The sequence below is a fragment of the Sphingomonas ginsenosidimutans genome (genome assembly GCF_002374835.1).
GTDB classification, from domain to species: domain Bacteria; phylum Pseudomonadota; class Alphaproteobacteria; order Sphingomonadales; family Sphingomonadaceae; genus Sphingomonas; species Sphingomonas ginsenosidimutans.
Window position 1 is genome coordinate 171284 of the sequence record NZ_NWVD01000002.1, and the last position, 25990, is coordinate 197273.

General features: G+C 70.4%; 19 protein-coding genes and 1 tRNA gene. 12 read left to right on the plus strand and 8 right to left on the minus strand.

Features of this window, described 5'->3' with window-relative positions; all coding sequences use genetic code 11:
• The first annotated feature begins 96 nt into the window (after positions 1 to 96).
• From COA17_RS06425 to COA17_RS06435, 3 genes are all read left to right on the plus strand, one after another.
• Complete coding sequence (locus COA17_RS06425; RefSeq protein WP_096611064.1) at positions 97 to 2313, plus strand: transglycosylase domain-containing protein; 2217 nt, start codon at positions 97 to 99, stop codon at positions 2311 to 2313.
• 170 nt (positions 2314 to 2483) lie between these two features.
• Positions 2484 to 3485 carry a threonine aldolase family protein gene (locus COA17_RS06430; RefSeq protein ID WP_096611066.1) on the plus strand — a complete coding sequence of 334 codons (1002 nt, stop codon included), beginning with the start codon at positions 2484 to 2486 and terminating at the stop codon, positions 3483 to 3485.
• The gene (locus COA17_RS06435) at positions 3482 to 4420 is read left to right on the plus strand and encodes a DMT family transporter (RefSeq protein ID WP_245857495.1); all 939 of its coding nucleotides are present in this window, start codon (positions 3482 to 3484) and stop codon (positions 4418 to 4420) included. The genes COA17_RS06430 and COA17_RS06435 overlap by 4 nt, the downstream gene beginning before the upstream one ends.
• Here the strand turns inward: COA17_RS06435 and COA17_RS06440 are convergent.
• The 3 genes from COA17_RS06440 to COA17_RS06450 are packed head-to-tail and all read right to left on the minus strand — an operon-like array spanning position 4330 to position 8048.
• Complete coding sequence (locus tag COA17_RS06440; protein WP_096611626.1) at positions 4330 to 5154, minus strand: Rossmann-fold NAD(P)-binding domain-containing protein; 825 nt, start codon at positions 5152 to 5154, stop codon at positions 4330 to 4332. The genes COA17_RS06435 and COA17_RS06440 overlap by 91 nt on opposite strands.
• The gene (locus tag COA17_RS06445) at positions 5151 to 6422 is read right to left on the minus strand and encodes a M48 family metallopeptidase (protein WP_245857498.1); all 1272 of its coding nucleotides are present in this window, start codon (positions 6420 to 6422) and stop codon (positions 5151 to 5153) included. Before COA17_RS06445 ends, COA17_RS06440 begins: the two co-directional genes overlap by 4 nt.
• Positions 6423 to 6431: 9 nt before the next feature.
• A complete protein-coding gene (locus tag COA17_RS06450; RefSeq protein ID WP_245857500.1) occupies positions 6432 to 8048 on the minus strand; it encodes a M28 family peptidase in 1617 nt (538 codons plus the stop codon).
• A gap of 114 nt (positions 8049 to 8162) precedes the next feature.
• Between COA17_RS06450 and pepN the strand changes: the two genes are divergently transcribed.
• Positions 8163 to 10769 carry an aminopeptidase N gene (gene pepN, locus COA17_RS06455; protein WP_096611068.1) on the plus strand — a complete coding sequence of 869 codons (2607 nt, stop codon included), beginning with the start codon at positions 8163 to 8165 and terminating at the stop codon, positions 10767 to 10769.
• A 31-nt stretch (positions 10770 to 10800) separates the two neighbouring features.
• Positions 10801 to 12114, plus strand: a complete 1314-nt coding sequence (locus COA17_RS06460; protein WP_096611070.1) for a chloride channel protein — start codon at positions 10801 to 10803, stop codon at positions 12112 to 12114.
• A 6-nt stretch (positions 12115 to 12120) separates the two neighbouring features.
• On the opposite strand, the gene COA17_RS06465 is transcribed toward COA17_RS06460, so the two are convergent.
• From COA17_RS06465 to COA17_RS06480, 4 genes are all read right to left on the minus strand, one after another.
• Positions 12121 to 12459: a hypothetical protein gene (locus COA17_RS06465; RefSeq protein WP_066488736.1), complete on the minus strand. Its 339-nt coding sequence runs from the start codon at positions 12457 to 12459 to the stop codon at positions 12121 to 12123.
• Between the two features lie 543 nt (positions 12460 to 13002).
• Positions 13003 to 15681: a phosphoenolpyruvate carboxylase gene (gene ppc / locus COA17_RS06470; protein ID WP_066488744.1), complete on the minus strand. Its 2679-nt coding sequence runs from the start codon at positions 15679 to 15681 to the stop codon at positions 13003 to 13005.
• A gap of 32 nt (positions 15682 to 15713) precedes the next feature.
• Positions 15714 to 16154, minus strand: coding sequence for an EF-hand domain-containing protein (locus COA17_RS06475; protein WP_066488735.1), 441 nt, complete (start codon positions 16152 to 16154; stop codon positions 15714 to 15716).
• 19 nt (positions 16155 to 16173) lie between these two features.
• Positions 16174 to 16743, minus strand: coding sequence for an HNH endonuclease (locus COA17_RS06480; RefSeq protein ID WP_066488732.1), 570 nt, complete (start codon positions 16741 to 16743; stop codon positions 16174 to 16176).
• A 148-nt stretch (positions 16744 to 16891) separates the two neighbouring features.
• Here COA17_RS06480 and COA17_RS06485 point away from each other — a divergent pair, with 148 nt between their 5' ends.
• The 3 genes from COA17_RS06485 (at position 16892) to COA17_RS06495 (ending at position 19101) form a co-directional block, all read left to right on the plus strand.
• Positions 16892 to 18691 (plus strand): aminopeptidase P family protein, encoded by a 1800-nt coding sequence (locus tag COA17_RS06485; RefSeq protein ID WP_096611072.1) that lies wholly within the window; start codon positions 16892 to 16894, stop codon positions 18689 to 18691.
• Entirely contained in the window at positions 18655 to 18795 is a 141-nt protein-coding gene (locus COA17_RS19305; protein WP_156445774.1) for a hypothetical protein, read from the plus strand. The genes COA17_RS06485 and COA17_RS19305 overlap by 37 nt, the downstream gene beginning before the upstream one ends.
• 231 nt (positions 18796 to 19026) lie before the next feature.
• Positions 19027 to 19101, plus strand: a tRNA-Thr gene (locus COA17_RS06495).
• Between the two features lie 90 nt (positions 19102 to 19191).
• Here the strand turns inward: COA17_RS06495 and COA17_RS06500 are convergent.
• The gene (locus COA17_RS06500) at positions 19192 to 20508 is read right to left on the minus strand and encodes an MFS transporter (RefSeq protein ID WP_245857502.1); all 1317 of its coding nucleotides are present in this window, start codon (positions 20506 to 20508) and stop codon (positions 19192 to 19194) included.
• Between the two features lie 304 nt (positions 20509 to 20812).
• Here COA17_RS06500 and COA17_RS06505 point away from each other — a divergent pair, with 304 nt between their 5' ends.
• The 4 genes from COA17_RS06505 (at position 20813) to COA17_RS06520 (ending at position 25977) form a co-directional block, all read left to right on the plus strand.
• Entirely contained in the window at positions 20813 to 22615 is a 1803-nt protein-coding gene (locus COA17_RS06505; protein ID WP_217990993.1) for a sensor histidine kinase, read from the plus strand.
• Entirely contained in the window at positions 22612 to 23904 is a 1293-nt protein-coding gene (locus tag COA17_RS06510; protein WP_096611080.1) for a sigma-54-dependent transcriptional regulator, read from the plus strand. Before COA17_RS06505 ends, COA17_RS06510 begins: the two co-directional genes overlap by 4 nt.
• Positions 23905 to 24151: 247 nt before the next feature.
• Complete coding sequence (locus tag COA17_RS06515) at positions 24152 to 24952, plus strand: SDR family NAD(P)-dependent oxidoreductase (protein WP_096611632.1); 801 nt, start codon at positions 24152 to 24154, stop codon at positions 24950 to 24952.
• Between the two features lie 176 nt (positions 24953 to 25128).
• Positions 25129 to 25977 carry a helix-turn-helix transcriptional regulator gene (locus COA17_RS06520; protein ID WP_096611082.1) on the plus strand — a complete coding sequence of 283 codons (849 nt, stop codon included), beginning with the start codon at positions 25129 to 25131 and terminating at the stop codon, positions 25975 to 25977.
• The last annotated feature ends 13 nt before the right edge of the window (positions 25978 to 25990 follow it).

Below are 25990 nucleotides of genomic sequence, written 5' to 3' on the forward strand. Positions count from 1 at the left end.
CGGCGAGACGCTTTCGTGCTGCGGCGTCCGCGGCTATCCTGGGGGCGGGCGCCGGCTTGCGGCGACTGTCATATCAACGTAAGACACCAAGTGACCATGCGCCCCGATCCCTACGAACCCGGCCGCGTCCGCTATCATCACGCCCGCGCCGATGCGGCCGATCCCGCGCCGCCGCCCCCGCCGCCCGCCCCGGCGCCGTTGCCCTCGTTCGACGCGTGGCACGGTGGCGGCGATCCCGCCACCGGCAGCGGCGGCGGTGACGGGCATGGCGGCGGCTGGGGTGGCGGCGGCTGGGGTGGCGGCGGCTGGGACGGTGCGCCGCCCCCGCTCCCGCCGCGTCGCCGCCGCTTCGCCGGCGCGGGCAAATGGATCGTGCGCGGCGCGGCGGCGGGGATCGTGCTGTTCGTCCTTGCGGTGATCTGGCTGGCGGTCACCGCACCGCTGTCGCGCTCGCTCAAGCCGCCCACCCCGCCCTCGATCACGCTGACCGCCGCCGACAATACGCCGATCGCGCGGCGCGGCGCGATCATCGGCACGCCGGTCGATGCCGCGAAGCTGCCCGCGCATGTGCGCGATGCGTTCATCGCGATCGAGGACCGCCGCTTCTATTCGCACTGGGGGATCGACCCGCGCGGCATCGCGCGCGCCGCCTTCGCCAATCTCGGTTCCGGCGGGGTGCGCCAGGGCGGCAGCACGATCACGCAGCAGCTGGCGAAGAACGCCTTCCTCGATTCGGATCGCACCGCCGCGCGCAAGCTGCGTGAGGTGATGATCGCCTTCTGGCTGGAGGCGTGGCTGACCAAGGACGAGATTCTGTCGCGCTATCTGTCGAACGTCTATTTCGGCGACAACGTCTATGGCCTGACCGCCGCGGCGAAACATTATTTCGGGCGAACCCCCGATCGGCTCAACGTCGGTCAGGCGGCGATGCTGGCCGGGCTGGTGAAGGCGCCGTCGCGGCTGGCCCCCACCGGCAACCTGAAGGGCGCGCGCGCGCGCCAGGCGGTGGTGGTCGGCGCGATGGTCGACGCCGGTTTCCTGACGAAGGCGCAGGCCGACGCGGTTCAGCCGCAGCGCGTGCTGGCCGACCGGCCCGAGACCTTGCCGACCGGCACCTATTTCGCCGACTGGGTGCTGCCGTCCGCGCGCGAGGTGGCGGGCGATGCCGGCACCGACGCGACGGTGCGCACCACGCTGGACCCCAAGTTGCAACGCACCGCCGAACGGGTGGTGCGCCAGGCCTCGCTGCGCCGGATGCAGGCCGCCTTGGTCGCGATGAAGCCGGATGGCGAGGTGGTGGCGATGGTCGGCGGGCGCGATTACCGCGCCAGCCCGTTCAACCGCGCGGTCCAGGCGAAGCGCCAGCCGGGATCGACGTTCAAGCTGTTCGTCTATCTCGCCGCGATGCGCGCGGGCCTCACCCCCGACACGGTGCGCGACGATTCGCCGGTTGAGATCGCCGGGTGGAAGCCGCGCAACGACGACGGCCGCTATCTGGGGCCGATCACGCTCCAGCGCGCCTTCGCCCGCTCCTCCAACGTCGTCGCCGCTCGGCTGACGCAGGAAGTCGGCGTGCGCAACGTCATCAAGGCGGCGCGCGACCTGGGCATCACCACCCCGATCGCGAACGAGGCGACGATCGGGCTGGGCACGTCGGAGGTGTCGCTGCTCGAACTGACCGCCGCCTATGCCGCGATCGCCGGCGGCCGCTACCCGGTGGTGCCGCGCGGGGTGGAGGGCAACCGCAACGCCAGCTGGTACGAGGCGATCGCGGGCCGCGACACCGCGATGCCCGGCAAGATCCGCGACGAGATGCGCACGCTGCTCGGCTCTTCGATCCGCGGCACCGGGCGCGACGCCAACCTGCCGGTGCAGGCGTTCGGCAAGACCGGCACCAGCCAGAGCGGGCGCGACGCGTGGTTCATCGGCTTCGCCAACGATCTGGTGGTCGGCGTGTGGGTCGGCAACGACGACAATTCGCCCAACCCGGGCCTCCACGGCGGCGGCATCCCGGCGCAGATCTGGCGCCAGTTCATGATGTCCGCGCTCAACATCCCGATCGTCGTCGACCCGGTGGTCGAGGAGGACGAACCCGTCGACATGAACGGCATGGACGTGGAGGGGGTCGACCCGGTCGGCGACCTGATCGAACAGACCCGCCCGGCGATCGGCGACGCCTACGACCGGTTGCGCGACCTGGGCGTCGACCTGCCGCCCCCGCCCGAACCGCTGCGCGGCCCGCGCGATCGTATCCCCGCTGACCGCGCCCCCGCCGACCGTGATCGCCCGCCGCCCCCGCCCGACGAATTCTAGGGCCGGATCGACATCCAGGCATATGACCCGTTCGTGCTGAGGAGGCTGAGCGACGTCGAAGCCTCGTCTCGAAGCACCGTTTCGACGTCGCTCAACGGCGCCTCGGGCAACGCCCGCCATTCCGGTCAGCGATATTGACCCGCCGCGCGCACTGACCGACAGCGGCGGGCATGCGTTTCTTTTCCGACAATGCCGCCCCGGTCCACCCCGCCGTCCTCCGCGCGATCGTCGCGGCGGACGATCTCGACACCGCCTATGACGGCGATCGCTGGTCGAAACAGCTCGACGCGCGCTTCTCCGCGCTGTTCGACACCGAGGTGCGCGCGCTGTGGGTGCCCACCGGCACCGCCGCCAACTGCCTCGCGCTCGCCGCTCTGTGCCCGCCGCACGGCGCGGTCGTGTGCCACCGCGACGCGCATATCCAGAACGACGAATGCGGCGCGCCCGAATTCTACACCCATGGCGCCAAGCTGATGCTCGCCGACGGCGACGGCGCGAAGCTGACCCCGGAGACCGCCGGGGCGGTGCTGTCGCTTGCGCGCTACGACGTCCATCAACAGCGCCCGCATGCGCTGTCGATCACCAACGCCACCGAATATGGCCGCGTCTATACCCCCGCCGAGACCGCCGCGCTGGGCGCGCTGGCGAAGGAGCGTGGGCTGGGCTTCCACGTCGACGGCGCGCGCTTCGCCAATGCGGTGGTGGCGACCGGCGCGCATCCCGCCGACCTGACGTGGCGCGCCGGGGCCGACGCGCTCAGCTTCGGCTTCGTCAAGAACGGCGGGATGAATGCCGAGGCGCTGGTGTTCTTCGACCCCGCCCTGGCCGAGGCGACGCTGTTCCGCCGCAAGCGCGCCGGGCACCTGTTGTCGAAGGGGCGCTATCTGGCGGCGCAGCTGCTCGCGATGCTCGACGGCGACCTGTGGCTGGACTGCGCGCGCGCCAGCAACGCCGGCGCTGCGCTGCTCGCCGCCGCCGCTGGCGACCGGCTGATCCACCCCGTGGAGGCGAACGAGCTGTTCCTGCGCGTCACCCCCGCCGAAGCGGCAGCGCTACGCGCGCAGGGCTTCGACTTCTACGACTGGGGGCCGGGCGAGGCGCGGCTGGTGGTCAGCTGGAACCAGCGCGAGGATGCGCTGCGCCCGCTGGCCGACGCGATCGCCGCGCTGTGAGCGAGGCGCCCGGCGCCCTGATCGGCCACCGCCGCCCCAACAGCACGCGCGCCGCGGTGCTGGTGCCGTTCGCGATCGTCACGCTGATCTGGGGATCGACGTGGATCGTCATCCGCGACCAGCTGGGCACCGTGCCGCCCAGCTGGTCGGTCACCTATCGCTTCCTGGTGGCGGGCGTGGTGTTGCAGGCGGTGGCGATGGCGCGGCGCGAGGTGGTGACCCGCGACGCCGGCTTCTGGCGCTTCGCCGCGACGCTCGGGCTGCTGCAGTTCGTGCTCAACTTCAACTTCGTCTATCGCGCCGAACAGCATATCACCTCGGGGCTGGTGGCGGTCACCTTCGCGCTGCTGCTGGTGCCCAATGCGCTGTTCGCGCGCCTGTTCCTGGGGCAGCGGCTGGGGCGCCAGCTGCTGGCCGGCAGCGCGGTGGCGATGGCCGGCGTCGCGCTATTGTTCGTGCAGGAGGCGCGCAGCGATCCCAACGGCCCCGGCCAGTCGCTGCTGGGCATTGGGCTGACGCTGTGCGCGATCCTGTCCGCCTCCTGCGCCAACGTGATGCAGGCGACGCGCGCCGCCGCGCGCTATCCGATGGTGCCGACGCTGGCGGCGGCGATGCTGATCGGCGCCGGGCTGGACGCCGCCTGGGCGTGGATCACCACCGGCCCGCCGGTGTTCGACTTGCGCCCGTCCTATATCGCGGGGGTGCTGTACCTGGGCGTCGTCGCCTCCAGCCTCGCCTTCACGCTCTATTTCCGCATCATCCGCGCGATCGGCCCGGCGAAGGCGGCGTACAACAGCGTTATCGTCCCCGTCATCGCGATGCTGCTGTCGACCTTATTCGAGGGCTATCGCTGGTCGCCGCTGGCGGCGGCGGGCGGCGTGCTCGCCGGCATCGGGCTGGTCGTCGCGCTTAGCGCGCGCAGGCCGGCACGGTAATCGGGATACAGCGGGCGCCAGCCCAGCACGCGCCGCGCCTTGCCATTGGCGACGCGGCGGTTTTCCAAGTGGAAGGCGCGCGCCGCCGGCGTCAGCGCGTCGAGCGGCACCACCGGCGGCGCGGGCAGCCCCAGCAGTTCGGCCGCGAACGCCAGCACATCGTCCTGCGGCGCCGGTTCGTCGTCGGCCAGGTTATAGACCCCCGGCGGCGCGGCGAACCCCGCCACCACGCCCGCGGCGATGTCCGCCACATGCACGCGGCTGAACACCTGCCCGGCCACCCCGGTGCGCTGTGCCTTGCCCTCCGCCACCCGCTCCAGCGCCGACCGCCCCGGGCCGTAGATGCCCGGCAGGCGGAACACCCGCGCGCCCAGCCCCCGCCATGCCGCATCGGCGGCGTTGCGGTTCGCGCGCCGCCCGCGATCGGCGGGCGCGGCTTCGTCCACCCACGCGCCGCCGGTGTCGCCATAGACGCCGGTGGACGACAGATAGCCCAGCCACTTCCCCGACAGCACATCGCCATGGCGCGCCAGCACCGGGTCGGCGTCGCCCTCCGGCGGCACCGACGACAGCACATGCGTCGCCGCCGCCACCCCCGCGCGCACCGCCGCATCGTCGTCGAAGCGGATCGTGCCGTCGCGCCCGTCGCGCGTCGTCGCCATCGCCACCCCGCCCGCCGCCGCGGCTATCGCGCGCGCGGCGTAGCCCAGCCCGAACACGAACAGCCGCGTCATTGCGCGCCGCCGCCCGCCGCCGGCCGCGCGGGCCGCACGATCGTCGCGCCGGGCACGTGATCCTTCTTCCACTGCATCGCCATGCGGATACGCGTCGCCCCCGACGGATGATCGAAGAACAGCGCCTCCTCCAGCGGCGTCGGCTCCAGCTTGCGATACTCGCTCAGCCGGATCGCGGTCATCGCGAACGCATCGGGCTGCCGCGCCGCGTCCAGCCCGAACGCATCCGCCGCGCTTTCATTGTGGCGGATGATCGTGTTCTTGACCGGCTCCATCACCATCGCCCCCGCCGCGATCAGCCCCAGCAGCACCGGCGTCGCCGCCGGGTCGGCCAGATCGCGCACGCCCCAGCGCGGGTTGCGCCGGATCAACCACGGCCCGATCCGCGACGCGGCGAACAGCAATGCGGCGACCACCGCCGCGAACTCCGCCACCAACCACCAGATATGGTGGAGCACATAATGCCCCATCTCATGCCCCATCACCGCCACCACCTCGTCCGGGGTGGTGCGGTTGAGGAGGTTGTCGTTCAGCGTGATGCGGATCGTCGGCCCCAGGCCGGAGACATTGGCGGAAATCCGCTTCGTCTGCCGCGATGCGTCGGACACGTAGATATGGTCCGCCGGTATCCCCTGTGCGCGCGCCACCGCGACGATCCGCTCGCGCAGCGGCCCGGCCGGCAGTTCGCTATAGGTGTTGAACAGCGGCGCGATGAACACCGGGGTCACCGCCACGGCAACCATCATCGCCGCTACCGTGCCCAGCGTGCCCCATATCCACCACGTCCGCGCGAACCGGCGCAGCGCGGCGAACAGCGCGACGAACAGCACGGCATTGATGACCAGCCCGATCGCCAGCAGCTTCGCCGCATCGCCCGCCCAGGCGGCGAATGTCTGGTTCGACAGCCCGTACTGATGCTCGCGCACGAAATCGGAGTAGACCGACCACGGCAGCAGCATGACGCTGGTCACGATCACGAACGGCAGCGCGTACCACGCCGGCACCAGCCAGCGGCGCCGGGTCCTGCGTTCCGCCCAGTCGCGCCAGCGCGCCGACCAGCCCGTCGCCAGCACCACGCCGTACACCAGCACCGCGACCAGCGCATTCCACGCGATCAGCCAGTATCCGCCCTCGAAATAGGCGTCCGACGCCGCGCGCGCCGGACCGGACAGCAGCTCCAGATACGCCCGGCTCGCCGCCGCCACGTCGAAACCGGGGTTCATCCCCTGCGCCGCCGCCGCGGTCGCCAGCATCCATTCCCCCGGCATCGCTCCCCCTTATGGTGCCATCGGCCCCTTGTAGAGGGTGCCGAAATAATCGCCCTTGTTCCACACCGGGCGCTGCGGCGCATCCGCGATCTCGCGCGCGATGCGGTAATTGGCGTCCAGGAACCTGACGCCCTCGCCCCACAGGAACGGCTGGTTCAGGTCGTCGCACGGCCGGTGGTAGCAATTGTTCATGAACGTATCGAACGCCGCGCGCCCCGGCCCCTTCAGCCCCGGCCACAGGAACACCGACGGCACGCCCTTGCGCACGAAATTGTAATGGTCGGACCGCACGAAGATCGACATTTCCGGGATCGGATCGGGCGACAGCGCGACGCCCAGCGCGCCCGTCGCGCGCGCGATGATCGGGCCGAGCGTCGACCGGTCGCCGCCGAACGCCACCATATCCTCGAACCGGTACGTCAGGATCGGCATGTCCAGGTTCACGTCGGCGACGATCCGGTCGATCGGCACCGGCGGGTGGTTGACGAAATAGTCGCTGCCCACCAGCCCCTTCTCCTCCGCGGTCACCGCCAGGAACAGGATGCTGCGTTTCGGCGCGGCGCCCGCCGCCTTGAACCGGCGCGCTTCCTCGATCAGCGTCGCGATCCCCACCGCATCGTCCATCGCGCCGTTGTAGATCGCATCGCCGTTCACCGGCTTGCCCACGCCGACATGGTCCAGATGCGCGGACAGCACCACCATCTCGCCCGCCAGCGCCGGGTCGCTGCCCGGCAGCATGCCGACGACGTTGCTGCTGGGCATCGCGCGGAACGTCGTGGCGCTGGTGATCGTCAGCGGCGCGACCGAGACGGCGGGCACGCGGCGCAGAGCCTTGCGCGCCGCCGCCTTGACGATCGCGGGCCACGCCTTCCCGAACAGCTTCGCGCCGCCCGCCGGGGACAGCGTGGCGAGCAGCGGGGTGGCGGGCGTCGCGCTGTTGCCCACCCCCGCCGGGGTCGCCCAGGTCACGCGTTCGCTCGCCTGCGCGGTGACCACGCCGGCGAAGGCGGGCGATCCGCGTCCGGCCGCGCGCAGGTCGGCCAGCGCGATCGCGCCCACCGCGCCATGCGCCGCCGCGGCGCGCAGCCGCTCCTGCGGCCCGCCCATCGTCGCGGCCACCTCGCTCGGCAATCCGGCGGGCGCCCCGCCGATGTAGGCGACGATCCTGCCGCGCACATCAAGGCCCGCATAATCGTCGATGCCGAACGCCGGCGCCTCCAGCCCGTGGCCGACGAACACCACCGGCGCGCTGACCGCGGTCGCCTTGGCGGCGGGGTTGGCGGCGAACGCGATATCCTGGCCCGCCTCCAGCGCCGCACCGTCCGCCAGCGCGGCGCGCGCGCCCTCGGCCAGCTTGTACGCGACCAGCGGCACGGGTTGCAGGTAGCTGCCGTTCGCGCCCATCGGGGTCAGCCCGGCGGCCTGGAATTGCGCCGCGACATAGGCGGCGGCGATGTCATATTCCCCGCTGCCGGCATCGCGCCCCTTCATCGCGTCGGACGCCAGGAACATGACGTGCGACTTCAGCGCCGCTTCCTCGGGCGGCAGCGGGGCGGCAGTCTGGGCGGAAGCGACGGCGGACAGCGGCAGCAGGGCAAGCGCAAGCGAACGGGCGATACGGGGCAAGGGGCGGGACTTTCCGGATTATCGGGGGGACGACCGTGACGGATGATACGATCCTGATGCGTTGAGGCAAGCTTTGCGATGGAACCATCGGCCATGCCAGCTATAGTCGCGGTCATGGCCGACACCCGCGCAACCGCCGCCGCCCCCGCCACGCCCGTGGTGACACGGCGCAGCGACTATGCCCCACCCGCCTGGCAGGTGCCGCAGGTGGCGCTCGATGTCGCGCTCGATCCGCTCGCCACGCGCGTCCATGCCCGGCTGGAGGTGGTACGTGCCGGCGCGCACGACGAACCGCTGCGGCTGGACGGCGCGGGGCAGGTGCCGCTGGCGGTGCGGGTCGACGGCATCGCGGTCAACGACTGGCGGATCGTGGGCGAACAGCTGGTGCTCGCGCTGCCCGGCGACGCGCATGTGGTCGAAACGGAGGTGGAGATCGCGCCCGATCGCAACACCCAGCTGATGGGCCTCTACGCCTCGGGCGGGATCCTGTGCACGCAGTGCGAGGCGGAGGGGTTCCGCCGCATCACCTGGTTCCCCGATCGCCCCGACGTGCTGTCGACCTATCGCGTGCGGATGACCGCGGACAAGGCGCGCTTCCCGGTGCTGCTCGCCAATGGCGATCCGGTCGCGGCGGGCGACGGCGCGGACGGCACGCACTGGGCCGAATGGCACGATCCCTATCCCAAGCCGTCGTACCTGTTCGCGCTGGTGGCGGGCGACCTGGCGGTCAATCGCGGCACCTTCACCACCCGCTCGGGGCGCGTCGTCGAACTGGGCATCTGGGTGCGCGCCGCCGATCTGGCGCGCACCGGCCACGCGCTCCATGCGCTGCAACTGGCAATGGCGTGGGACGAGCGGGTCTATGGCCGCGAATACGATCTCGACGTGTTCAACATCGTCGCGGTGGACGATTTCAACTTCGGCGCGATGGAGAACAAGGGGCTGAACATCTTCAACAGCCGCTACATCCTCGCCGACCCGGATACCGCCACCGACTGGGATTATGACGCGATCGCCGCGGTGGTGGCGCACGAATATTTCCACAACTGGTCCGGCAACCGCGTCACCTGCCGCGACTGGTTCCAGCTCAGCCTGAAGGAAGGCTTCACCGTCTATCGCGATCAGGGCTTCTCCGCCGATCAGGGATCGCCCGCGGTCAAGCGGATCGAGGATGTGCGCGGGCTGCGCGCCGCGCAATTCCCGGAGGATGCCGGCCCGCTGGCGCATCCGGTCCGCCCCGAAAGCTATATCGAGATCGGCAATTTCTACACCGCCACCATCTACAACAAGGGGGCGGAGCTGATCCGCATGATGGCCACGATCCTCGGCCCCGAACGCTTCCGCGCCGCCACCGATCTCTATTTCGACCGGTTCGACGGCACCGCCGCCACGTGCGAGGATTTCGTGGCCTGCATGGAGGAGGCCGGCGGCGTCGACCTCACGCGCTTCCGCCTGTGGTACAGCCAGGCCGGCACCCCGCGCGTTTCCGCCACGCTCGATCACCGTCCCGGCAGCGGCCGTGCCACGCTGCATCTGGCGCAGAAGGTGCCCGATACCCCCGGCCAGACGGCCAAGCAGCCGCAGGTGCTGCCGTTGCGGCTGCGGCTGTTCGGGGCCGAAACCGGCCAGCCGCTGGGCGACGAACGGCTCGTCATCCTGTCCGACGCCGCCGCCAGCATCACGTTCGAGACGGTCACCGAACGCCCGGTCGTCTCGCTCAACCGCGGCTTCTCCGCGCCCGTCGTCATCGACAGCGATCGTTCGGCCGCCGATCTCGCCTTCCTCGCGCGGCACGACGACGATCCCTTCGCCCGGTACGAGGCGATGCAGCAGCTGATGCTCGACACGCTCGTCGCCGCGACCGTGGAGGGCGAGGCGGATCATGCCGCGGTGATCGCCGCGGTCGCCGACACGCTCGACGATCCCGCGCTCGACCGCGCGTTCGTCGCCGAGGCGGTGCTGCTGCCCGCCGAAAGCTTCATCGGCGACCAATTGTCGATCGTCGATCCAGAGGCGATCTTCCAGGCGCGCGAGGCGCTGCGCCGCGATCTGGGCCGCGCGCTGGACGCGCGCTGGCGCGCCGCCTGCGACCCCGCGCTGCGCCGCCCGTTCGCCTATACGCCGGAGGACAAGGGCATCCGCAGGCTGCGCAACGTCGCGCTTGGCTATGTCGCCGCATCGGGGGCGGCCGATGCCGCCGCGCTCGCCTATGCGCAGTTCGAGGCGACGGACAACATGACCGACCGCCACGGCGCGCTGACCACGTTGGTCGCGGGCCACTCGGCGGAACGCGACGCCGCGCTCGACGTCTTCTACCATCGCTATGCCGGCAATACGCTGGTGCTCGACAAATGGTTCCAGACGCAGGCGCTGTCGCCGCTGGAGGATACGCCCGCGCTGGTCGCCGAACTGGCGCAGCACCCAGATTTCACGCTCGCCAACCCCAATCGCGCGCGCGCGCTGATCGGCGCGTTCGGCGCCAACCAGCGCGCCTTCCACGCCGATGGGGGCGACGGCTATCGCTGGCTCGCCGACCAGCTGCTCGCGCTCGACGCGCTCAACCCGCAGACCGCGGCGAAGCTGCTGCCCCCGCTCGGCCGCTGGCGCCGCTTCGATCCGGCGCGCGCCGAACGGATGCGCGCCGAACTCGCGCGGATCGTCGCCACGCCCGACATATCGAAGGATCTGTTCGAACAGGCCTCGAAAAGCCTGGAGGGATGACCGGCCCGTTCCCGCTATGCCGGCCTGACGCATGACCGACGCAACCCGCCCCCGCCCCCCGCGCCGCTGGACGCGCGCCCGCTATCTGGCGCTGATGCGCGCCACCGGGCCGCGCTCGGTCCGCTTCCGCACCCGGCTGGCGATCCTGACCGGCGCGGTCGCGGTCGGGCTGGTCGCCACCTTGTTCGCCGCCGCCGCGGATGCGGCGGGCGCCTTCTTCGCGACCCAGGCGCGCGCCCATCGCTACGCCCCGCTGGTCGTCACCCCGCTGCTGTTCGTCGCGCTCGCGTGGCTGACCCGTCGCCTCGCCCCGCTGGCACGCGGATCGGGCATCCCGCAGGTGATCGCCGCCAGCGAGGATCCGCAGGGCGCCACCCGCTCGCTGATCTCCCCGCGCACCGTGTCGGTGAAGGCGGTGCTGACGCTCGGGGCGGTCGCGGGGGGCGCCTCCGTCGGCCGCGAGGGGCCGACGGTACAGCTCGCCGCCGCGGTGATGGGCTTCAGCCACCGGCTGCTGCGCGTGCCGCTGCGGATGCCGGTGGTGATCGCGGGCGGCGCGGCGGGCGTCGCGGCGGCGTTCAACACCCCGCTTGCCGGGCTGCTATTCGCAATCGAGGAACTGGCCTCCGCCTATGAACAGCGGGTCACCTTGCTGGTCCTGTCGGCGATCGTCATCGCCGGCATGGTCGCGCAGTCGGTACAGGGCGACTATGTCTATTTCGGGCTGATCGGCGCGCATATGCCGATCCTGTCGGCATTGGTGGTCGCGCCGGTCGCGGGGGTCGCGGGCGGCATCGCCGGCGGATTGTTCGCGCGGCTGATGCTGGGGATGGCCAATGGCGGCCATCGCCTGTCGCGATGGGCGCGCGCGCATCCGCTGCTGTTCGCCGGGGGCTGCGGCACCGTCGTCGCGGTGCTGGGCGTCGCCACCGGGCTGACCTGGGGCACCGGCTATTCGGCGGCGCGCGCGATGATCACCGGCGTCGATGCACCCTTGTGGTTCGGCCCCGCCAAGTTCGCCGCGACGCTCGCCACCGCGGTCGCGGGGCTGCCGGGGGGCATCTTCGCCCCCTCGCTCGCGGTCGGTGCGGGGGTGGGCAACCTGCTGCGCGAACTGTTCCCGTCCGATCCGGCCTCCGCGGTCGTCATCCTGGGGATGGTCGGCTATTTCGCGGGCGTGGTGCGCGCGCCGCTGACCGCGGTCATCATCCTGTCCGAAACTACCGCCAGCCGCGGGCTGATGCTGCCGATGTTCGCCACCGCCTTCATCGCCGACGCCGCCAGCCGCTGGGTCTGCCGTGAAAAGCTGTACCACGGCCTGTCGCGCACCTTCGTCGGGCAATAGCGGGCGCTATCCCCGCGCGCGCCCGGTCAGCATCGCCGCCACATCGCCGCGCGCCCGCACGCTCAGGAACAGCAGATACGGCAGCAGGAACCCCGCCCCGCCGAAGAACGCCACGACGCCCAGCGCCATTCCGCCCGGCGAGAAGCGGTTCCGCCAAGCGGTCCACAGCGCCGACAGCGTCAGGAAACACAGGAAATCGGCATTGAACTGCCCCGGCCAGCCACCGCGCGCGATATCGCCGAGGAATATCGGCAGCAGGTCCATGCCATGCCGCGCCACGACCATCCCGGTATAGCCGGCCAGCGCCAGCCACGCCGCGACCAGCAGCACACGCAATCCGCGCATCCCCCTGTCCTCCCCTGTCCGCGCCGGTCGACCGGCGCCTTGTCCGCCGACAGCCTATCGCGTCACTTGCCGGATGCAATGCCGGGCCGCGGGCCGATCCCCGCCGCCGGCGCGGGCTGTCCTACACGCCCCGCCTCTGCCATGGTCGCGACGCTCCTTCCCAGCGTCGATCCCCCGACCAGCGACCTGCCCGCCCTCGGCGGGGCCGCGACGAAGAACCATCCCGGGCCGGATCGCCCTTCCCCCTCCGTTCGTGCCGAGGAGAGGCTGAGCCTGCCGAAGCCTCGTCTCGAAACATCCTGCGAAACGCCGTTCCGACAAGCTCGACGGCTCCTAGGGACGAACGGAGGCGAATGTTGATCGGTCCTGGAGCGGCTTCCTCCGTCAGGCCTGCCGCCTGCGCTTTCAGACGAGCACGCCACACCCGCGCTACCGCGACGCGCCACCCACGCGCCGCCCCGGCGCCGCACGCGCGACGAATCACCGCGCCAGCGGCTCAACATTCGCAACATTCGCGGCCGGCGATCGACCCCGCCGCGTCGGTCAGCCTGAATTGCGCAACGCGGTCGCGATCGCATTGATCGACAACAGGATGCCCTGCCGCACGCGCTCGTCATCCTCACCCGCGCGGTGCCGCTTCATCAGCTCGATCTGCAACAGGTTCAGCGGCTCGATATAGGGCAGGCGCAGCCGGATCGACGCATCCAGTGCCGGGTGCCGTTCCAGCAGATGCGCCTGCCCGGTCACGTCCAGCAGCCCGTCGTGCGTCTGCTGCCAGCCGTCATGGATGCGGCCGAACACCGCGTCGCGCAATGCCGTGTCCTCGACCAGCCCGGCATAGCGCCCGGCGATCCCCATGTCGGACTTGGCGAGCACCATCTCCATGTTGGCCAGCGTCGCGGCGAACAGCGGCCAGCCCTGCGCCATCTCGCGCAACAGCCCGCGGTCCTCGAACGCCGCGATCGCCTGCCCCACGCCGTACCAGCCCGGCAGCATGACGCGCGCCTGCGCCCAGCTGAACACCCACGGGATCGCGCGCAGGTCCTCGATCGCGTCGGATTGCTTGCGGCTGGCCGGGCGGCTGCCGATCTTGAGGCCGGCGATCTCGGCGATCGGCGTCATCTGGCGGAAGAAGGTGCGGAACCCCTCGGTCCCGTACACCAGCCCGCGATAGGCGTGGAACGCCGCATCGGACAGTGCATCCATCGCCGCGCCGAACGTCGCATTCTCGCCGTTCGACAGCTGCGCCGGCTCCAGGCTGGCCAGCAGCGTCGCCGACGCCATCGCCTCCAGGTTGGTCGTCGCGCTTTCGCGCGTGCCGTATTTGCCCGCGATCACTTCGCCCTGTTCGGTGATGCGGATGCGGCCCTGCACCGTGCCCGGCGGTTGCGCGCGGATCGCGGCGAAGCTGGAACCGCCGCCGCGCCCCACCGCGCCGCCGCGCCCGTGGAACAGCTGCATCCCGACGCCGACCGCATCGAACACCGGCTTCAGCGCGGTCGACGCCTTCGACAATTGCCAGGTGGACGTCAGGTATCCGCCGTCCTTGTTGCTGTCGGAATAACCGATCATCACTTCCTGGTGGCCGCGCGCGGTGGCGATCGCGCGCACCTCCGGAATCGCGAACCACTCGGTCATGATCGCCGGCGCCGCCTCCAGATCCTCGATCGTCTCGAACAGCGGAACCGCCATGATCGCCGCGGTCGCCGGATGGCCGTTGCCGGGTCGGTACAGGCCGACTTCCTTCAGGAGCAGGTGGACCTCCAGCAGGTCCGACACTGACTTGGTCATCGACACGATATACTGGCGGATGCATGCCGCGCCGTAGGTGGCATGCGCCGCCGCCGCCGCGCGGACGATCGCCAGTTCGGACGCGGTCTCCTCCGAATAATCGGCGAACGGGCTGGTCAGCGGGCGCGCGGTGGCCAGTTCCTGGCGCAGCAGCATGACGCGCGCATCCTCGCCCAGCGCGGCGTAATCGTCGCAGACGCCGGCCTTGGCCAGCATTTCCGCCACCACGCGCTCATGCACCGCGCTGTTCTGCCGCAGGTCCAGCGTGGCGAGGTGGAAACCGAACACCTCGACCGCGCGGATCAGCCGCCCCAGCGCGCCGCCGGTGCCCAGCAGGCCGTCGCCATTGTCCGACAGCGGCCGCGCCAGTGTCACCACATCGGCGCGCAGCGCGGCCGGATCGGGATAGGGTTCGCCGGTCAGATGCCCCGGCCGCGGCGGCGCCTGCCCGGTGATCGCGCGGTACGTCGCCGCGACACGCGCGTAGATCCCCGACAGCGCGCGGCGATACGGCTCGTCGCTACGGCTCTCGGCGGTGTCGCCGCTCGCCTCGGCCAGCGCCAGCACGCCCTCGTCGACCACCGCATGGTGCGCGGAGATCGACAGTTCCGCTCCCATCGCGTGCAGCTGGTCCATGTAGAAGCCCAGCACCGCCTGCGCCGCCTTCGCCAGTGCGGTGCGCAGCGAATCGGCGGTCACGAACGGGTTGCCGTCGCGGTCGCCGCCGATCCAGCTGCCCGGCTTCAGGAACGACGGCACCCGCTCGCCCATCGCGCGGTCCCACCTTTGGTACAGCGCCGGGATCACCGGCAGGAACACCTCGCGCAGATAGCTCAGCGCGGTGTCCACCTCGTCGACGACGTACAGCCGCTCGCGCCGCAGCACGCGCGTCTGCCACAGCAGCGCGACCTGGCGCACGATCGCCTCGTCCACCCGGTCGCCGTCGGGCGTCGTGTCGATCCCGCGATCGCGCAGCGCCATCAACTGGGCGATGCGGTTGCGGTGGTCGATCATGCTCTTGCGCCGCACCTCGGTGGGGTGCGCGGTCAGCACCGGGGCGATCAGCGCATCGTCGAGCAGCGCGGCCACCGCCTCGCGCCCGATCCCCTCGCGCGCCAGCCGGTCGAGCGCGGCGGCCAGGTCGGCCCCCTCCTCCGCGGCGATGCCCTGCCGGTCCTCGGCCAGGTTGGCGAGCATCGAGAACAGCATGAACCCGCGCACAAAATCGAGCGTCTCGTCCAGGTCCAGCGTCCCCAGTTCCGCATCGGGCGATGCCTGGTGGTTGCCGCGATGCCGCTCCACCGATGCTGAGCGGATCGCCTCGGTCCGCTCGTAGAGCTTTTCCCCGCCATACGCGCGGATCACGTCGCCCAGGACGCGGCCCAGATAGCGGACATCGGGATTGTTGGTGATCGGGGGAAGCGTGGCCATGGCGCCTTTGCTGCGCTGCACCAGCGCCGCGGTCAACCCGCCTTCGACGCAGCGGTGTTGCTCGCCGGCTCGTCTGCGGGGGTCGGCAGGTCGGTTTCGTGCTGCTCGCGCGCCCGCTCGCGCTCGTCGCTGGTCACCGTGCCGTCGTGGTTGGCATCCTGCCGGTCGAACCGCGCCATCATCCAGCGGCTCCATTCCTCGTTCGAGATCGCGCCGTTTCGGTTCGCGTCGATCTCGTCGAACCGGTCCTGCAGCCGCTTCGGCAGTTCGTTGCGGGTCAGCTTGTCGTCGTTGTTGACGTCCAGGCGCCGGAACCGCCGCTCCACTACCCCGCCGAAATCCAGCCGCGACATCACGAAGGGCGGGACGTAATTGTCGAGCGCGCCGTTCTCCAGCGCCTTCTGCTCCTCGCTCGTGCCGGAACAGGCGGCCAGCGCGATCGCGCCGGCTACCACCACCAATGTCGTGCGCATGCTTGTCCCGGCTCCGTCGTTACGCTTCCAGCTCAACATCCCAATAGAGCCAGTCGTGCCATGTTTCGTGCAGATAATTCGGCGGGAAGCGCCGGCCGTGTTCCTGGAGGTGCCAGCTGGTCGGGCGGATCGGCTCGATCGCCAGCGGCATGCCCGCCTGTCGCGGGGTACGCCCGCCCTTCTTCAGGTTGCACGGCGCGCACGCGGTGACGACATTCTCCCAGGTCGTCCGCCCGCCCTGCGCCCGCGGGATGACATGGTCGAACGTCAGCTCGCGCTTGGTGCTGCCGCAATATTGGCAGGCGAAGGTGTCGCGCAGGAACAGGTTGAACCGCGTGAAGGCGGGGAATTGCGACGGCCGCACGAACTGCTTCAGCGCGATCACCGACGGCAGGCGCATCGTCTGCGTCGGGCTGCGCACCTCGCGCTCGTAATGCGCGACGATGTCGACACGGTCCAGGAACACCGCCTTCACCGCGGTCTGCCACGGCCAGATGCTCAGCGGGTAATAGGACAAGGGCGTATAATCGGCGTTCAGCACCAACGTGGGGCAACTGTCCGGATGCCGGATCAGATCGGGATGGAACACGCTTCGACGTCCCCCTTTCCGCTTTCGTGCCGGGGCATGTCGCCCATCGGCGTGACGACATGATGACACCCCGCGCGACCGGGTCAAGGCTGGTCGCGGCGAAGCGGTTGTGCCACGACGCCGGGCACCCCTTATCAACGGACCTTCCATGTCGACCCATTCCGCCCGCCTCGCCGCGCTTCGCGAACAATTGTCGCAGATGCGCCTCGACGGTTTCGTCGTGCCGCTGACCGACGAGCATATGAGCGAATATGTCGGCGCCTATGCCCAGCGGCTGGCGTGGCTGACGGGGTTCCAGGGGTCGGCGGGCGCCGCGGTGGTGCTGCCGGCGGAGGCCGCGATCTTCACCGACGGGCGCTATACGCTGCAGGTGCGCGAACAGGTATCCGCCGACGACTGGCAGTTCGTCGGCGTCCCGGACACCAGCATCGCCGCCTGGCTGCGCGACCATGCCCCGGCCGGCGCGCGGGTCGGCTACGATCCGTGGCTGCACACCGCGGCCTGGGTGGAGGAGGCGCGCGCCGCGCTGGCGGCCGCCGGGGCCGAATTGGTCGCAGTGGAGGCCAACCCGGTCGACGCGGTGTGGCCCGACCGCCCCGCCCCGTCCGATGCGGTGATGACGGTGCAGCCCGATGCGGTCGCCGGACGCTCCTCGGCGGCCAAGCGCGCCGATGTCGCCGACTGGCTGGGCAGCGCGGGCGCCGATGCGACGGTGATCGCCGCACTCGATTCGATCGCCTGGCTGCTCAACGTGCGCGGCGCGGACGTTGCGCGCACCCCGGTCGCGCTCGCCTATACGATCGTCCATGCGGACGGCACCGCCGACCTGTTCGTTTCCCCCGACAAGGTGACGCCGCCGGTCGCCGAGCATCTGGGCAACGCCGTCCGCGTCCATGATCGCGCCGCCTTCGCCGCGGCGTTGGCGGGCCTGTCGGGCAAGCGCGTCGCGATCGACCCGGCCTTTTCCGTGGCGGCGATCGCGCAGGCGGTGGAGCAGGGCGGCGGCACCGTCCTGCCGCTGCGCGATCCGGTGATCGTGGCCAAGGCGACCAAGAACCCGGTCGAGATCGCCGGCCACCGCGCCGCCTCGATCCGCGACGGCGCGGCGCTGACGCGGTTCCTGCGCTGGATCGCGGCGGAGGCGCCCAAGGGCGGGCAGACCGAATTGTCCGCGGCGGCGCAGCTCCACCGTTTCCGTGCCGAAACCGGGGTGCTCAGGGATCTGTCGTTCGACGCCATTTCCGCGACCGGGCCGCACGGCGCGATTCCGCACTACCATGTGACCGAGGAATCGAACCTCGCGATCGCGCCGGGCCAGCTCTACCTGATCGATTCGGGGGGACAGTATCAGGACGGCACCACCGACGTGACCCGCGTCGTGCCGATCGGCGCCCCCGCCGCGGAGATGCGCGATCGCTTCACCCGCGTGCTGAAGGGGCATATCGCGCTGGCCACCGCGGTGTTTCCGCGCGGGACGACCGGCGGGCAGCTCGACGCGCTGGCGCGGCTGCCGCTGTGGCAGGCGGGGCTCGATTTCGCGCACGGCACCGGCCACGGCGTCGGCAGCTTCCTGTCGGTGCACGAAGGGCCGGCGCGGATCGCCAAGCCCAGCTATGGCGGCACCGGCCCGTCCGAACCGCTGCTGCCCGGCATGATCCTCTCGAACGAGCCGGGATATTACAAGGCGGGCGACTTCGGCATCCGCATCGAGAATCTGTTGCTGGTGGTCGAGCGCGACCTGCCTGGCGGCGAAGCGACGATGCTGGCGTTCGAGACGTTGACGCTGGCGCCGATCGACCGCGATCTGATCGATCCGGCCCTATTGACGGAAGCCGAACTGATGTGGCTCAATGCTTATCACGCCCGCGTCGCCGACGAATTGGCGCCGGCGCTGGGTGGGGAGGATCTGGCATGGCTCACATCAAGGTGTTCGCCCGTCGTACGCTGATCGTCGCGGGACTTTTCGGGGCGCTGGGCGCCGCCTCGCTGGGCGCGTGGCAGGGGATCGCCGCCGCCTTCACGCTGGGTCATTACGCCGCGGCGACGCGCTGACCGGCTGCTCGCCGTCGCCGAGCGGGGGACCGTCCTGCGCCGCGGCAGCGCGCGCCTGCGCCTTGCGCCGTTTCAGATTGGCGCGCAGCTGCTCCGCGAGCCGCGCCGCCCGCCCGTTCCGCGCGTCTTCATCCCGATCGCTCATCCTTTTCGCGCTAGCCGCGCCGATCCGGCTTGACAATCGGCCCTACCTCGTCTCTTAGGCCCGCTCCCGCCCGCAAGGTGGTGAGTGCTGCCGTAGCTCAGTGGTAGAGCGCATCCTTGGTAAGGCTGAGGTCGTGAGTTCAATCCTCACCGGCAGCACCATTTTTCCCTGACAGATCATCCGGCCGGACCGTGCGGCGCACGCGGGACGCACCGCCGTGCCGGACATGCCGGACGACGGCGCCAAACGCCTCAATCCTCCGCGATCAGGCTGTCCTGCCGCGTGTCGCGCATCCGCAGATAGACGATCAGCGACACGCCGATCATCGCGGTGACATACCAGTAGAAGCCCTGTTCCCACCCGGACGACTTGAATTTCAGCGCCACCCATTCGGCGGTGCCACCGAACAGCGTATTGGCCAGCGCATAGGGCAGCGCGACGCCCAGCGCGCGGATGTGCGCGGGGAACAGCTCCGCCTTCACCACCGCGTTGATCGAGGTATAGCCCGTCACGATGATCAGTGCGGCCATCACCAGCAGCCCCGCGGTGAACATGTCCTGCGTATGCTGGAGCGCGGTGAAGATCGGATAGGTGAACAGCATCCCCGACACGCCGAACGTGATCATCAACGGCTTGCGCCCGATCCGGTCGCTCAGCGCGCCGGCCACGGGCTGGAGCAGCATGAAGACGAACAGCGTCACCGCATTGATCTGCGTCGCGGCTTCCTTGGTGAAGCCGGAGGTGTTGACCAGGAACTTCTGCATGTAGATCGAATAGGCGTAGAAGGCGAGCGTACCACCCGCGGTCAGCAGCATGACCAGCGCGGTTTCCTTCGGATGATGACGCAGCAGCGCAAGGAAGCCCGATTTCGGCGCATCGCCCTTGCTGACGTTCTTGAAGCTCTGCGTCTCGGCCAGCCCGCGGCGCAGGCGGAAGACGACGACGGCGAGCACCGCGCCGACCGCGAACGGGATCCGCCAGCCCCATTCCTCCAGCGCCGGCTTGCTCATCACGTTCTGGAGCAACAGCAGCAGCAGGATCGCGAGCAGCTGGCCCGAGATCAGCGTGACATATTGGAACGACGAGAAGAAGCCGCGCCGGTCCTTGCCCGCCATTTCCGACAGATAGGTCGCGCTGGCGCCATATTCGCCGCCCACCGACAGTCCCTGCATCAACCGCGCGATCACCAGCAGCGCCGGCGCGGCGACGCCGATCGTGGCATAGCCGGGAGTCAGCGCGATGATGAGCGAGCCGGCACACATCAGCGTGACCGACAGCGTCAGCCCCGCCTTCCGGCCGTGGCGATCGGAATAGACGCCCATTACCCACGCACCGATCGGCCGCATCACGAAGCCGACGGCGAACACCGCTGCGGCGCTCAGCAACTGCGCGGTCTGATTGCCGCTGGGGAAGAAGTGCGGCGCGAAATAGAGCGTGAAGGCGGCATAGACGTACCAGTCGAACCATTCGACCAGATTGCCGGTCGATCCGCCGATAATCGATTTCAGCCGCATGTTGGTCGTCGGTGGCGCGTCCTGCGCGGCATCGGTCATGGGTAGGGTCGCCATCTCGTCTCTCCCGATTTCGTTCGGTTGCATCATCAGAAGCGGAAACTGCCCGGCTGCGCGAGCATGGCGCAACGGGCATCGCCCGCGCCCGCCGGCACGACGGTGCGGCGGGCGAAGCGGGGACCATCACAGGTGGGAAAAGCCATCATCCATCCTCTCGCGCCCGATGTTTCGGCACGTCGGCAGCATGGGGCCGGCGGCGCGATCGGCCAAATCGCCGGACCCGCGGGTTTTTTATATGTTATTCCAATGACCTACATCATATCAAGCTTGTCGACGGCCGCCCGCCCGTGCACGATTCCGCATGACAGGCACCGCAAAAGTGCAGCATCCTGCAACGATGCCGCCCCGCCGCGTCCTTCCGCTGACCCTGGCCTGCGTTGCCGCCGCGACGATCGGGCTGCTCGTGTGGGTGGCGGCGGGGGCGTGGCTCGGCCGGTCGGCGATCACCGATCTGCGCGACGAGGCGCAGCGCGTGGCCGCACAGCAGAACCGGCTGTTCGCCAGCGACCTGATGCAGTTCCGGCTGCTGCCGCTGGTGCTGGGCGAGTATACCGATCTGGACGAGGCGCTGCGCCGCGGCGACACCGACGCGCGGCGACGGATGGATGGCAAGCTGAAGCTGCTGGCGGAGCGGACCGGCGCGCCCGTCCTCTACCTGATCGACAGGAACGGCCGCACCGTGTCGGCATCCAACGCCGATACCGCCGAAAGCTTCGTCGGGCGCGATTACCGGTTCCGGCCTTACTTCATCCGCGCGATGCAGGACGGCGCGGCGGAATATTATGCGGTCGGCAACGTCAGCGGACGTCCCGGTTTGTTCCTGACCCGGCGGATCGGCACCGCGAACGATCCGGCGGGGGTGATCGTCGTGAAGGTGGAATTCGACAAGCTGGTGCGGATCTGGCGCGGCGATCCGGGCCAGACCTTCATCATCGACGGGCGCGGCATCATCCTGCTGGCGACCGACCCAGCCGAACGGTTCCGCGTCACGCGGCCGCTGACCGCCGCGGCCCGCGGCGCGATCGCCGGCGCATCGCAGTTCGGCGCGGCCCCGCTGGCGCCCAGCCGCTATGTATGGGCCGGCAACGGCACCGCGCGGGCGCCGGACGGTGCGCGTCTGATCGTCGGCTCGGCGGCGATGCCGGTGCCCGGCTGGCGGCTGGTCCACGTCGCCCCGGTGGCCGCCGCGCTGCGCGACGCGGCCAATCTCGCGCGACTGATCGGTCTGGTCGCGGCATTGCTGGCAGGGATCATCGCCGGCCTGCTGCTATGGCGGATGACCCGCGCCGCGGATGCCGCCCGCGAACGCGCCGCGCTGGAAGCCGCGGTCGCGACCCGTACCGCCGAACTGCGCGACGAGATCGCCGAGCACGCGCGGGTCGACCGCCGCTTCCGCGAGGCGCGCGAGGAACTGGCGCAGGCGAACCGGCTGGCGTCGCTGGGGTCGATCACCGCTGGGCTGGCGCATGAGATCAACCAGCCGGTCGCGACGATCCGCACCCTGTCCGAAAACGCGCGGGCGCACCTGGACGCCGGGCGCCTGGACCGGGTGGCCGCCAACCTGGACAGCGCGATCGCGCTGACGGCGCGGATCGGCGCGATCACGCACGAAATGCGCGGGTTTGCGCGGCGCGGGACGGGGACGATCGGCCCCGTCCCGCTCGACGCGGTGATCGCGGGGACCCGCCTGCTGATCGGCGACCGCTTTCGCGCCGCCGGGGTCGCGCTGGACTGGCCTCCGCCCGGGCAGCCATCAGTGATCGCGGGGCGCGTCCGGCTGGAACAGGTGCTCGTCAATCTGCTCCAGAACGCGCTCGACGCAGTGGCGGGGCGTGCCGGCGCGCAGGTCGCGCTGACGGTCGACGCCGACGGCACCAGCGTCGCGCTGACTGTCGCCGACAATGGCCCGGGGATCGACCCGGCGATCGCCGGCCAGATTTTCGACCCCTTCGTCACCGGCAAGCGCGACGGGCTGGGACTGGGGCTGGGGATCGTGCACGATATCGTCACCGCCTTCGACGGAAAGGTCGCCGTCACGCGCTCGCCGCTGGGCGGGGCGGCGTTCCGCATCACCGTCGCGCTGGCGAGGGAGACACCGGAATGAACGTCCTGCTGATCGACGACGACGATGCGCTGCGCGCCGCGATCGCCGACACGTTCGCGATCGCCGGGATCGCGGTGGAATCGCATGCCGATCCGCGGATCGCGCTGCGCCGGATCGACCCCGATTTTGCGGGTGTCGTCGTCACCGACATCCGTATGCCGGGGATGGACGGTCATGCCGTGTTCGATGCGGTGCACGCCGCCGACCCGGAGCTGCCGGTGCTGCTGATGACCGGGCATGGCGACATCCCGATGGCGGTGGCCGCGATGGAGCGCGGCGCGTTCGATTTCATCGCCAAGCCGTTTGCGACCGACCATCTGGTCGCCAGCGTGCGGCGCGCGCTGGAAACGCGGCGGCTGGTGCTGGAGAACCGCCGCCTGCGTGCCGAACTACCGGTCGCGGAGGAGGATTTCCCGCTGATCGGCACCACTGCGGCGATGGCCGGCCTGCGCGCCGCGATCCGCCAGCTGGCTCAGGTCGAGGTCGACGTGCTGATCGAGGGCGAGACCGGCACCGGCAAGGAACTGGTCGCGCGGATGCTCCATCGCCAGAGCCGGCGCCGCGCGCGCGAGTTCGTCGCGATCGACTGCGCCGCGCTGCCCGATCATCAGGCGGACGAGACGCTGTTCGGCGGGCGGTTGCAACAGGGGCGGATCGGCGATGCCGACCGGGGCACGCTGTTCCTGGACGAGATCGACAGCATGTCGGCGACCCTGCAGGGCAAGCTGCTGCGCGTGATCGAGGAGCGCGAACTGCCCGCAGTCGGCGGCGGCTCGCCGCGCAGCATAGACCTGCGCATCGTCGCCGCGGCAAAGGGCGACCTGGCGCAGGCCTGCACCCGCGGGCGTTTCCGCGAGGATCTGTTGTACCGGCTGGAAACGGTGCGCGTGCGCATCCCGCCACTGCGCGAGCGGCGCGCGGACGTGCCGCTGCTGTTCCGGCATTTCCTTCAGGATGCCGCCGAGCGGTTCGGCCGCCCGGTGCCCGACCTGACCGCACCGGTCGAGGCGCGGCTGATGACCGATCCGTGGCGCGGCAACGTGCGCGCGCTGCGCAATTTCGCGGTGCAGACGGTGCTCGCGCTTCCACCGACAGGGGGCGAGGCCGACAGGGTGCCGCTCGCCGAACAGGTCGCGCGCTTCGAGACCGCCGTCATCGTCGAGGCGCTGGCCAGGGCCGCCGGCGACGTCACCAGCGCCGCGCAGGCGCTGTCGATATCGCGCCGCAGCCTGTACGATCGCCTGCAACGCTATGGGCTGGATGCCAGCGAGCATCGCCGTCCGGGCTGACCGGCGGCGACCGCAAGAAATGTCGAAAAGCCGGACAATCACGTGCAACGCCCGCTGGCGTCGGCTGCGCTACCTGTGACAGCCTTGCGAGGCCGTTCGAAAGCGTTTGCAGGAGAGGGACCATGGGGTGCGCGTTCGCCACGATGCCGCCAGCGGCCGATCCGGCGATGACGCGAACGACGGTCGTCATCACGTCGCAGGGGAACGGCGCCGGGTGCCGTTCCGCAACCATGAACGGAGCTGGGACATGACCGTCGCCCCCTTCTCGCTCGCCGGCAAGCTGGCGCTGATTACCGGCGCCGGTTCCGGCATCGGCGCCGAAACCGCGCGCCAGTTCGCCGCGCTCGGCGCGCGCGTCTTGGCCGCCGATATCAACCCCGACACTGCCGCCGCGACCGCCACGGCGATCGGCGGCGGCGCACAGGCCATGCAACTCGACGTGTCCAGCCCGGATGACTGGACGCGCGTGTACGGCACGATCGGGCGCGAGCACGGACATCTGCACGCGCTGGTCAACAATGCGGGGATCATGATGTCGGCACGGTTCCAAGATGCGCCGATCGCCACGCTCCACCGTCAACAGGCGATCAACGTCGACAGCCTGTATGCCGGCATGCAGGGCGCGCTGCCGCTGCTGCGCGCGGCGCGGGCGGCGGGCGCGGAAACCACCGCGATCGTCAACGTCTCGTCCGTCTATGGCATGGTCGCAGGTTCGCAGTTCGCGGCGTATAGCGCTACCAAGGGTGCGGTGCGCGGCCTGTCGCGCGCGGTCGCGTTCGAGCTGGCGAAGGAAGGGATTCGCGTCAACACCGTCCTGCCCGGCCCGGTCGCCACCAACCTCGGCGCGGACTGGGATCCGCCCGTCGATGCCGATGGCAACCCGATTTCCCCGGAAGCGGCGCTCGCCGCCTGGACCAGCCTGATCCCGATGGGGCGGCTGGGCGAACCGCGCGACATCGCGCCGGTGATCGCCTTCCTGGCCAGCGACGCGGCGCGGTTCGTCACCGGGGCGGAATTCGTCGCTGATGGCGGCTATACCGCGGGCTGACCCCCACGCGCGCGATATTCGCGATGATCGGGTACAGCTGTTCTATAAGTCCGCTGGTCGTGATACATCGCTCGCGGTGCAAGCGCCGCCGCGACGGTGCCGCGCGACCCTCCCGGATGGGCGCACGGACCGCGACGTCATCCCGCGGCCTGCCGACGGAGTGGGAGAGGTCGATCATGCGCGGCAACGAAGCCATTATCGCCGAAACGCTGGGCCGCGCGCCCGATCGCAGCGTCGGTATCGGCGCGTGGCGGTTCGCGCGCTGGCGCCAGTTCATCGGCAGCTATGATCTGCCGGCGCTGGTCGATCCCGTGTTCGTCGTCCATGTCGGAGGAAAGCCCGATACGCGCTTCTGGGAAGTGGACCGGTGGAGCGAGGCGCGCTCGATCCCCGGCTGCGCCACGATCGTCCCGGCAGGCGTCGCCACCGGCTGGCGCATCGACGGCGAACTGGACGTCGTCACCGTCTCGATCCCGGTCGAACAGCTGCAACGCCAGCAGGCCGCCGAGCAGTTCGGCGCGATGCGCTTCGCCTTCGCCGACCCGCTTGCCATCGCACTGACGCGCCAGATCTTGGCCGAGCTGTACGCGCCGCAGACCGTGGAGAGCGCCGCCTATGTCGACACGCTGCTGACGGCACTGCGCGCGCATACGCTCCGCGGCGCGTCACCGGAAACCGGCATGGCGATCCCGAATGCGGATACCTCGTCCTATCGCATCCACCTCATCATGAACGAGATTCTGGCGCATCCCGAGCGCGGCCACACCCTGGAGGCGCTGGCGCAGCAAGCGGGCCTGACGCCGTCGCACTTCTGTCGCGTATTCCGGAAATCGACCGGCACCACGCCGCACCAATATGTGATGAAGGCACGGCTGGACCGTGCGCAGGAACTGTTGGGCGGATCCGACATGTCGATCGCTGCGATCGCCGACCGGCTGGGTTTCGCCAGCCAGAGCCACTTTACCCGCGCCTTTCGCCAATATGCCGGCCAGACGCCCAGCGGCTGGCGCCACACCATCCAGTAATCGGAGAGAGATG

Excerpts from the sequence above, each read along its gene's own strand:
- COA17_RS06445 (WP_245857498.1), bottom strand. The coding sequence starts at position 6,422 with ATGCCGGGGGAATGGATGCTGGCGACCGCGGCGGCGGCGCAGGGGATG.
- COA17_RS06440 (WP_096611626.1), bottom strand. The coding sequence starts at position 5,154 with ATGACGCGGCTGTTCGTGTTCGGGCTGGGCTACGCCGCGCGCGCGATA.
- COA17_RS06515 (WP_096611632.1), top strand. The coding sequence starts at position 24,152 with ATGACCGTCGCCCCCTTCTCGCTCGCCGGCAAGCTGGCGCTGATTACC.
- COA17_RS06460 (WP_096611070.1), top strand. The coding sequence starts at position 10,801 with ATGACCGACGCAACCCGCCCCCGCCCCCCGCGCCGCTGGACGCGCGCC.
- COA17_RS06510 (WP_096611080.1), top strand. The coding sequence starts at position 22,612 with ATGAACGTCCTGCTGATCGACGACGACGATGCGCTGCGCGCCGCGATC.
- COA17_RS06520 (WP_096611082.1), top strand. The coding sequence starts at position 25,129 with ATGCGCGGCAACGAAGCCATTATCGCCGAAACGCTGGGCCGCGCGCCC.
- COA17_RS06425 (WP_096611064.1), top strand. The coding sequence starts at position 97 with ATGCGCCCCGATCCCTACGAACCCGGCCGCGTCCGCTATCATCACGCC.
- COA17_RS06505 (WP_217990993.1), top strand. The coding sequence starts at position 20,813 with ATGACAGGCACCGCAAAAGTGCAGCATCCTGCAACGATGCCGCCCCGC.
- pepN (WP_096611068.1), top strand. The coding sequence starts at position 8,163 with ATGGCCGACACCCGCGCAACCGCCGCCGCCCCCGCCACGCCCGTGGTG.
- ppc (WP_066488744.1), bottom strand. The coding sequence starts at position 15,681 with ATGGCCACGCTTCCCCCGATCACCAACAATCCCGATGTCCGCTATCTG.
- COA17_RS06475 (WP_066488735.1), bottom strand. The coding sequence starts at position 16,154 with ATGCGCACGACATTGGTGGTGGTAGCCGGCGCGATCGCGCTGGCCGCC.
- COA17_RS19305 (WP_156445774.1), top strand. The coding sequence starts at position 18,655 with ATGGCTCACATCAAGGTGTTCGCCCGTCGTACGCTGATCGTCGCGGGA.
- COA17_RS06485 (WP_096611072.1), top strand. The coding sequence starts at position 16,892 with ATGTCGACCCATTCCGCCCGCCTCGCCGCGCTTCGCGAACAATTGTCG.
- COA17_RS06430 (WP_096611066.1), top strand. The coding sequence starts at position 2,484 with ATGCGTTTCTTTTCCGACAATGCCGCCCCGGTCCACCCCGCCGTCCTC.
- COA17_RS06500 (WP_245857502.1), bottom strand. The coding sequence starts at position 20,508 with ATGGCGACCCTACCCATGACCGATGCCGCGCAGGACGCGCCACCGACG.
- COA17_RS06465 (WP_066488736.1), bottom strand. The coding sequence starts at position 12,459 with ATGCGCGGATTGCGTGTGCTGCTGGTCGCGGCGTGGCTGGCGCTGGCC.